Source organism: Senegalimassilia anaerobia JC110 (assembly GCF_000236865.1).
Lineage (GTDB): Bacteria > Actinomycetota > Coriobacteriia > Coriobacteriales > Eggerthellaceae > Senegalimassilia > Senegalimassilia anaerobia.
Genome location: NZ_HE611017.1, coordinates 52,352 through 59,903, shown reverse-complemented (window position 1 = coordinate 59,903; position 7,552 = coordinate 52,352). Strand labels below are relative to the sequence as shown.

The 7,552-nt window shown below is 69.9% G+C and carries 4 protein-coding genes; all 4 read right to left on the bottom strand.

Features of this window, described 5'->3' with window-relative positions:
• Window positions 1-21: 21 nt before the first annotated feature.
• On the bottom strand, window positions 22-4,071 hold the full coding sequence (locus SFHG_RS08470; RefSeq protein ID WP_042436352.1) for a VaFE repeat-containing surface-anchored protein: 4,050 nt from the start codon (window positions 4,069-4,071) through the stop codon (window positions 22-24).
• Between the two features lie 28 nt (window positions 4,072-4,099).
• Window positions 4,100-6,583 carry an RICIN domain-containing protein gene (locus tag SFHG_RS08465; RefSeq protein ID WP_042436350.1) on the bottom strand — a complete coding sequence of 828 codons (2,484 nt, stop codon included), beginning with the start codon at window positions 6,581-6,583 and terminating at the stop codon, window positions 4,100-4,102.
• A complete protein-coding gene (locus SFHG_RS08460) occupies window positions 6,573-6,956 on the bottom strand; it encodes a DUF192 domain-containing protein (protein ID WP_042436348.1) in 384 nt (127 codons plus the stop codon). The genes SFHG_RS08465 and SFHG_RS08460 overlap by 11 nt, the downstream gene beginning before the upstream one ends.
• Window positions 6,957-6,981: 25 nt before the next feature.
• The coding region (locus SFHG_RS08455; RefSeq protein WP_162096582.1) for a type II secretion system F family protein at window positions 6,982-7,552 on the bottom strand (571 nt) is incomplete at its 5' end.

The following is a 7,552-nucleotide window of genomic DNA, read 5'->3' as shown; positions in this document are numbered from 1 at the left end:
CAGCGCGACCGCGGCGGGCCCTCACCTGCCGCCGCCGTTCGCCAGGAGCCTCCTGCCGCCGAGCGCCAGGCCGGCGGCCGCGAGCGCCAGGCCCGCGATGAGCATCCAGTGCGACGCGATCCAGTCGCCGGTCTTCTCGAAGAAGGTCGTGGTGGTGTTTTCCGGCACGTCGCCTATGGCCACGGTCTGGCCCTCGTCGGAGGGGTCCTCATGGGCGGCCACGAGCGAGCCCGAGGTCTGGTCGTAGAGCCGCTCGAAGACGACGACCTTGCGGCCGGCGAGCTCCCGGGCGTTGAACGCGGGAAGCTCCAGGGTCACGGAGCCGTCCGCCTGCTCGGGGGCGAACTCGACGGTGGCGGATACCTCGCCGCCGTCGTTTTGCACCGGCTCGCCGGTGTCGGCGAACACCAGCTTGCCCTCGAGGCGCATCGCCGCGCCCGAGGCGAGCCCCTCGTGCTGGACCTTGTCCGATATGGACACGCTTTCGGTCGCCATGGCCTGGTGGGTGCCGCTTTGCGCGTCGGTCGCCGTCGTCCCGATGGAGGGCACCCTCACCGTCTGGCCCTCGTCGGAGAGATCCTCGTGCTTGGCGACCGGCTCGTCGCCGTCGGCGGGGAACAGGCGCTCGAACGCCGTGAGCCGCTTGCCGGCAAGGCCCGTCGAGTCCACGGCGATCTTCACCTCGACCTCGCCGTCCGGCGATTCGGGCGTGAACGTGAGCTCGCCGGCGGCCGCTTTCTGGTCCACCACGAGCATGTTCCCGTCATCGCCGACCAGGGCCGATTTGAGGGTGTAGGGCTTCCACGGGGTCAGGCCCTTGAACGACACGGCGTCGACCACCTCCATCGACTCGTCGAGGCAGCCCATCGAGCCGCCCGTCTGGGAGACCCTGGCCTTCGTGCCGATGTCTATGAGCTTGACGGACTGCCCCTCGTCGGAAAGGTCCTCGTGGGATGCGACGAGCTCGCGGCCCATGTAGAGCCGCTCGAAGACGACGACCTTGCGGCCGGCCAGCCCGTCTGACGGGAAGGAGATCTCCGCGTCGACCGACCCGTTCATGGCCTCGGGGGCGAACTCCGTCGCCGCCGAGGCCGGCGCATCGCCGTCCATGACCGGCTCGCCCGTGTCGGCGAAGCGCAGCTCGGTCTTCAGCGTGAAGACGCGGCCGTCCGCGGGCAGGCCGGTGTAGTCGAACCTGTCGACGACGGCGGCCCTGCCGCCGACCTGCTCCTCGCTCTGCCCGGACTCCTTGCCGGACGCCGAGGTGCGGGCGGTCACGGGCGTGTTCTCCACCTCGAAGCAGGCCTTCGCCGCCGGCTCGGACCCTTCGGCGCGGATCAGGCCGTCGTCGCCCACGGTGAACGAGAACACCTTGTCGGAGCGGACGAGGCAGCCGTCTGCCGGCTTCGTCTCGCGGACCTCCCACGATCCCCGCCCGATATGGTCGAAGACGGCCGTGCCGTCTGCCCCGACGACCGCCGTGCGCACGCGCGAGGGGTCCTCGTAGGATGCCTTAGGGTCGATGGCGCAGATCAGGCTGTCGTCGGAGCCGAACACGAGGAGGGTTCCGCCGTTGTCCAGCTGCGCCTTGTAGCGGCCCGGCACGCCGTCCACCGAGGCCTCGAACCACACGGACTCGTCGCGGTGCTGGTGCTTGGGGTCGCAGAAGGAGACGAGCTCGTCGAGGTCCTCGACGGCGACGTCTGCGCCGAGCGCCGACGCCATGGCGCTCGGGATGGCCTGAGCGTCCCAGCTATCGCTCGAGGAGCCCGCGGGGCTCAGCGTGAACTCCGCGCCGGGCAGGGCCGCCCCGTCGAGCGACGATTTCTTCTCGATCGAGACGGTCGTGGGCTGGTCGGTCACGCCGAGGTGCGCGGAGGTGACCGCGGCTTCCTGGCCCGCGTAGGCGATCTCCACGCGATGGGTCTCATCGTCGAGCGCCCAGCCCTCGGGCACGGAGACCTCCTTGACCTCGTAGGAGCCGAGGTAGAGCTGCTTGGACGACGCCTTGCCGTCCTCGCCTGTGACCAGGGTGTCGACGACGTCGCCCGCCTTGGCGCGCACCGTGCCCTCGGGGGTGGCGACGTCGGCGGCGGCGCGCACCTCGTACACCGCGCCGGGGACCGCCGCGCCGTCGGCGGCGTCGGTCTTGGAGACCTCTATCACGCCTTTCTGCGGCACGTCGGTCGCGGTCACGATAAGCGGGCTGTCCACGCTTCCGTAGGCGTCGACCGTGAAGGGGATCGGGTCGGCGTCGAGCACGTACCCTTCCGGCGCGGACTGCTCGACCAAGGTGTAGCTGCCGCCCGCGAGCTTCATGGGCAGGCCCACCGACCCGTCGGGCCCGGTCTCCCAGGTGTCCTTGGTCTCGCCGCCCAGCTCGAAGCCGGAGTACGTCACGGCCTGGCCTTCGGAGTCGAAGATCTTGAACGCGGCCGCGAGGGGGATCGCCTTGCCGGTCTCGGCGTCGCGCTTCTCGATCTTGAGCCACGTCTGCGCGGGCTTGTTGGTCACGGCGATGGCCGGCGCGTACTGGCCGTCCGCGGAGATCACGGCGGTCCAATCGTACTCGGTGGCGATCTTGACGCCGTACTCGCGCATGTAGCGGTCGGCCACCTCCTGCGGGATCTTCTCCTTGACCCAGTAGGCGCCGTACGCCAGGGCGCCCGTCCAGCCGTCGGGCACAGACCAGCCGTTGGCCTTCTCGTTGCGGGTCGAGGCGTATCCGTTCTCGTCGGACACGATGGTGCACACCAGGCCGCCCGGCTCGACCTCGCGGCCGTCCTCGGGGGAGACCACCGTTCCGCCGGTGGAGTTGTACATCTCGAAGCGCGCGCCCTCGACGGCGACGTTGCCGTCGAAGCCGGGGTGCTCGGAGGTCTCGGGCTCGAGCTCGGCTATCTTGGTCAGGCGGTAGTCGCCGCGCTGCACGCTCTCGGGGTGCTCGAGCGCGTTGTAGTCGCGCACGGAGGCGTCGAGCTGGTTGTCGTGGATGTTGTACAGGTGCAGCTCCGAGGAGAGCACGTAGCCCGCCGGCGCCTTGGTCTCCTGGATGGTGAAGGTGCCGACGGGGATCACCGCGTCGCCTGCAAGGTTTCGGTAGAGCTCCGGACCTGAGACTTTGTATTCGTCAGAAAAGTAAGAGAATCCATCGTTATCGGTCTGAAACACCCACTCGCGCGTGGGCGCGCCGGGCAGCCCCGCCTCGTCGTACTGGCCGTCGTAGTAGCGCACCGTGTACTGGGCGCCCGCAAGCGACGCGGAGCCCTGCGGGAGGTTCCCCTCGCCGTTATATGTCCTCGAGCCGTCGTACTTGCCGACGAGCATGTAGATGGGGTCGCCGCAGGGATGCTCGAGCACGGTGCCGCCGTTGACGCGGGCCGTCTGGCAGTACGAGACGTCGACCTGGTAGGCGGCCCGGTCGAGCGCGTAGCCCGCAGAAGCGGTCTCCTCCTTGACCCAGTACGTCCCGGCCATGATGCCGTCGGCGTACGCGTAGCCGCTCGCGTCGGTGGTCAGCCCGGCCACGCGGTCGGTGCAGCCGGAGTCCGAATAGACCCCGTAGGTCGCCCCGGCCAGGCTGTAGCAGGGGTTGCCGTCGGACAGCGACGGGTTCGCCGAGGCCTTGATAAGGTCGATGCCGCCCGTGGGGTACCACTTCGCGCGGCCGACGGTCTGGCACGGCCCGGCGAGCAGGCAGCTGGGGTGCGGGCTCGCGCCGTAGGTGTCGAGCACCACCTCGTAGCCCGACCCGTCCCAGGTCGCGGTGAACGAGTACCAGCCGTCGGCGGGGTAGGCCCAGCCGTAGTTCGTGCAGTGTCCCTCTATGACCTGCCCGTCGGGCATGGTCACGTCGAAGCGGTTGCCGTCGGCGTTGGTGTAGCCGGGGTTGGTGCACACGCAGTACGCCTGGCCCGACAGCTCGCCCTGGGCGGCCTGGGCCTGCTGCGCGCCGACGCCCGACCCCTGCGCCAGGGGCAGCGCCGGCAGGCACATCCCGACGGCGAGCACCGCCGCCATGAGCGCAGACGCCGCCTTGGCGGCGAACCTTCTCCTAGATATGGCCGTCATACCGGCCTCCTTCCTCTGCGGCGCGCCGCTAGCGCGCGTCCTCCCTTATCCCGTCGTAGGTCGACGACTCCCATTTCTTCCACATGGTCGCGTTCCTGGTGAGCGAAAGCCGCGAGCCGGCCTCGTCGGAGAGGTCGGCCTTGGCGTGCCAGCCGCCCTCGGCCTTCAGGTCGAGCCAGCGGCCGCCGCCGTCGGTCGTGCAGGCTATCCGGGCCCGGGCGACCTCCGGCAGGCTCATCGTCTTGCCGTACCAGCCCCGTGTCGCGCCCGGGCACCCGCAGGCCTCGTCGATGGGGCAGAGCGCGCCGCCGGCCTGCGCCGAGTACGACGCCCCCTGGGGCAGCCCCTCGGTGTTGGACGCGTAGGAGATCTCCACGGCGTTTCGGGCGTACAGGTCGACGTCGCCGTCGAGCGCGGTGCCGTCGGCGAACTTGGAGGCGTACGCCGGGTCCACGTACCACCCGTCGAGCCCAGCGCATCCTTCCCGCGTCGCGGCCGCCGTGGCGGCCTGGGGCACGCTGTAGGCGGTGCCGCGGTCGACCTCGTCGCTGTAGACCGGGTCGGACTCGCCGTCGCGGAAGAAGCGGATGCGCGCCTTGTCGGGCAGCACCGCCTCGCTCGTGAGGTTGATCCTGCCCAGGTACTCCACCGCGATGCCGTTCCTGGGCTTGGCGGCCACCTCGCAGGTTATGCACTTGCCCACGTCGGCCTCGGTCGGCGTGTAGCCGGCGTTCTCCGACCAGTCCCGCGCGATCTCGTCCGCGCCGGCGTCCTTGCGGGTGACCCACACCTTGAGGTACTCGACCCCGTAGCTGCTCGGCGCCGGGGTCTCGGCCCCGTTGCGGGCGGCGCCCACCCACGAGCGGTCGCTGTTGCTCAGCTCGTAGTCGACGTCGCACATCTCGGCCATCTTGCCCGTGAGGCGGATCTTGACCTGGTAGACGGAGTCCTCGAGCGACCCGGCCACCTGACCGTCGCTCTTCTCGTCGCCCCAGCTCCCCCCGGAGCCGCCGGCGAACATGCGGCATTGGTAGGAGATGCCGCCCTCGAACTCCTGATTCACGAGCGAGAGCGCGAACGTCTCGAGCGCGACGCCGTTGCCCCGGCTGCCTATGAAGCTGTGCTCCGAGGCGAACTGCGGCTTGGGCGTCACGCACAGGTTCCAGCAGGTCGCCTGCCCCTTCACGAGCGTGCGGCCGAGCGGGGCGGCGCTTCGGTGCCACCGGTAGGCGTAGTAGATGCCCGAGGTCGACCCGTAGTTCTTGGGCAGCGTGAGGCCGCCGCCGAGGCTCGGGGCGGAGAGCGCCTGGCCGACGACGGGGTGCCCCGCGTCGTTGAGGCCGGCCAGCTTGAGCTTGCCGGGCGACGCCTCCCGAAACTGCGGCTCCTCCAAGATCCACCACTGGTTGTGGTTGTCCCAGTTGCCGTAGCAGTTCCATTGGGCGACCGCCGTGCCGAGCGAGTCGCCGCAGCCCGAGTTGTCCATGGCGCAGCCCGAGCATTCCGGGATTATCAGGTGGGCGCCGGCGAGGTCCTTGCCGCGCGTGCCGATCCGGTGAAGCCAGTGGGACTGGGCGAGCGAGCCGTTCCCGCCGTAGATCTGGAAGCGGTCCCCGTCGTTCCAGTCGCCTCCGCTCAGGTCGAGGTACGTCTGGTGGGCGAGGTGGATCGGGACGAAGCAGCACCTTCCCTGGGCGCTGCGGCCGACGCCCCAGTTCTGGTTGCTGGCGTCGTAGGACGACCAGGTGACCACGCCCGTTCCCTCCGCGCCGCCGGCCGTGACGTCCGCGTAGCGCTCGGGCGAGCTCAAGGCGCGCAGCGTCACGATTTTGCCGATCCAGAAATCGTCGTTGACGAGCAGGTGGTGCGGGACGACCTGCCTGCCGTACTCCTGCGTCCAGATGCCGTTGGCGTTGTCTGCCGAGTCGCACCACACCTGGGCGCCCGGGTGGCACCTCCAGTCGGACGACTTCCTCGAGACCCTGTGGGTGATCTCGCAATAGGGGCCGTGGTACGAGTTGGAGTCGTACGTCGTGTCGTAGAACCCGGTGTGCGAGTCCTCGTCGTATCCGCCCGTGGCGTTCCAGACGAAGGTGCGCACGTGGGTGTCGGGGAAGTCGGTGAACCACGTGGGGCTCCATACGCCGCCGTTGGCGAAATACGCCTTCACGGTCACGTTGAGGTAGAGCTCGGTCATCCTCCCGATGGTGCAGTTCGCCGAGAGCGAGATCCAGCAGGTGCCGTCCGACGAGTAGGCCCACCCGCCGTCGTGGCCGAAGTAGTTACCCGGCGCCGCGACGGCGTCGTTGCACCCCCAGTCGCCTCCGCCCACGCCGGCCCAGGCGCGCCCGGCGTCCCACATCATGGCGCACGCCAGGACGGCCGCGGTCCCTTTCAGGGCGGCGCGGCGCGTCACGGGCCTGCGCTCCTTTTTCGACTCTTCAGCCTTGACGCCGAGCTTCCCGAGGGCCTGCGACCAGGCGCCCAGCTCGTCGCGATCGCTAGGAATCATGTCGGCGGCCTCCTTTCGGGAACGCCTCGCTGCCCGGCCCCTCGGCCAAAAGCCTCGCGCCGGGCCTGATGCCGAGGGAGGCGGCGGAGCCGGCCCGCACCTCCAGGACCGACGCCGCGCCGGGCCGGCGCGGCACCTTCTGCCACGGGGCGACGGTGTCGCAGCCTACGACGACCCCTGCCCGGTCTATGGCGACGATGTCGAGGGGACACGACATGAACTTCATGTGGACCGACGAGCACCTGGGAAACCACAGCCCCTCGCCGTCGGCGACCTCCTTGCGCCCCATCATGCCGACGAGCCGCGAGGCGAACGTCTCTGCGGCGGCGACGTCCGGCCAGCCTTTCAGGGTGATCTCGTCGAATACCCGCATAGGTTCCTCCTTTTTTCGTCGCAGGTTAAAGGGTGTCGATCAGGGTGAGCACGAGCGGGGTGAACGTGAGGATGAAAAGCGACGGCAGGATGAGGAAGATCATCGGCACGATCATCTTGGTCGGCAGCTTGTTCGCCTTCTCCTCGAGCTCCTTGAAGTACGCGCCGCGCGCGCTCTCCGCCTGGGACTCGATCACGGCGCCGATCGACGAGCCCTGCTCGGCGGCGAGGGACACCGCGGCGGCGAACATGCTGACCTGGGGCACCTCGACCCTCCTGGCGAGGTTGCCGAGCGCCTCGGGGAGCGTGTAGCCCAGCATCGCGATGTCGGCGTCCGCGGCGGCGAACTCGTCGGCGAGGGGCCCTTCGGCCCTCGCCGACACGAGCCTGATGGCGCGCTCCGGCGTGAGCCCGGCGCCTATCGCCACCGAGAGCAGCTCCAGCACGTTCGGCAGGCTCGAGCGGATCTGCCTGCGCCTCTCCTGCGTCTTGCCGGACAGCCACAGCGGCGGGGCCGCGACGCCCGCGGCCAGGCCGACGGCCGCGCCGAAGAAGGCTCCCGCGGCGGTGGGGGAGGCGGCGGCGCCCACGGCGGCC

What these genes read in the sequence shown, in the direction of transcription:
- SFHG_RS08470 (WP_042436352.1), bottom strand. Translation starts at nt 4,071, where the DNA reads ATGACGGCCATATCTAGGAGAAGGTTCGCCGCCAAGGCGGCGTCTGCG.
- SFHG_RS08465 (WP_042436350.1), bottom strand. Translation starts at nt 6,583, where the DNA reads ATGATTCCTAGCGATCGCGACGAGCTGGGCGCCTGGTCGCAGGCCCTC.
- SFHG_RS08460 (WP_042436348.1), bottom strand. Translation starts at nt 6,956, where the DNA reads ATGCGGGTATTCGACGAGATCACCCTGAAAGGCTGGCCGGACGTCGCC.